This window comes from Lentimicrobium sp. S6 (assembly GCF_013166635.1).
In the GTDB taxonomy this organism is placed as follows: domain Bacteria; phylum Bacteroidota; class Bacteroidia; order Bacteroidales; family UBA12170; genus UBA12170.
This window is the reverse complement of record NZ_JABKBZ010000315.1, coordinates 1-309: the sequence shown is the minus strand read 5'-3', so window position 1 is coordinate 309 and position 309 is coordinate 1. Positions and strand designations below refer to the sequence as shown.

At 41.1% G+C, this 309-nt stretch carries 1 protein-coding gene; it reads left to right on the top strand.

Going from position 1 to position 309, the window contains the following annotated elements:
* Positions 1-309 (top strand): HYR domain-containing protein (locus HNS40_RS22860; protein WP_172285006.1); only part of this gene is annotated, 309 nt, incomplete at both ends.

Here is a 309-nt window from a genome sequence, read left to right as displayed (position 1 = left end):
TCATCACAGATGATGAATCTCCAAGTATAGCATGTGAAGGCGCAATGACACAAACAGCAGATTTAAATAGCTGTGATGCGTCCGTAGCAGTAATTGCTCCAACAACTTCAGATAATACAGGCGTAGCTAGTATCACTAATGACTATAATAATACAGCCGATGCCACAGATACTTATCCAGTGGGAACAACAACTATCTTATGGACAGTAGAAGATATCCATGGCAATGCAGCAACTTGTACTCAAGATATCGTTATTACAGATACTGAGAACCCAAGTATCACAGCTGCAGCAGCCCAAACACAAACAG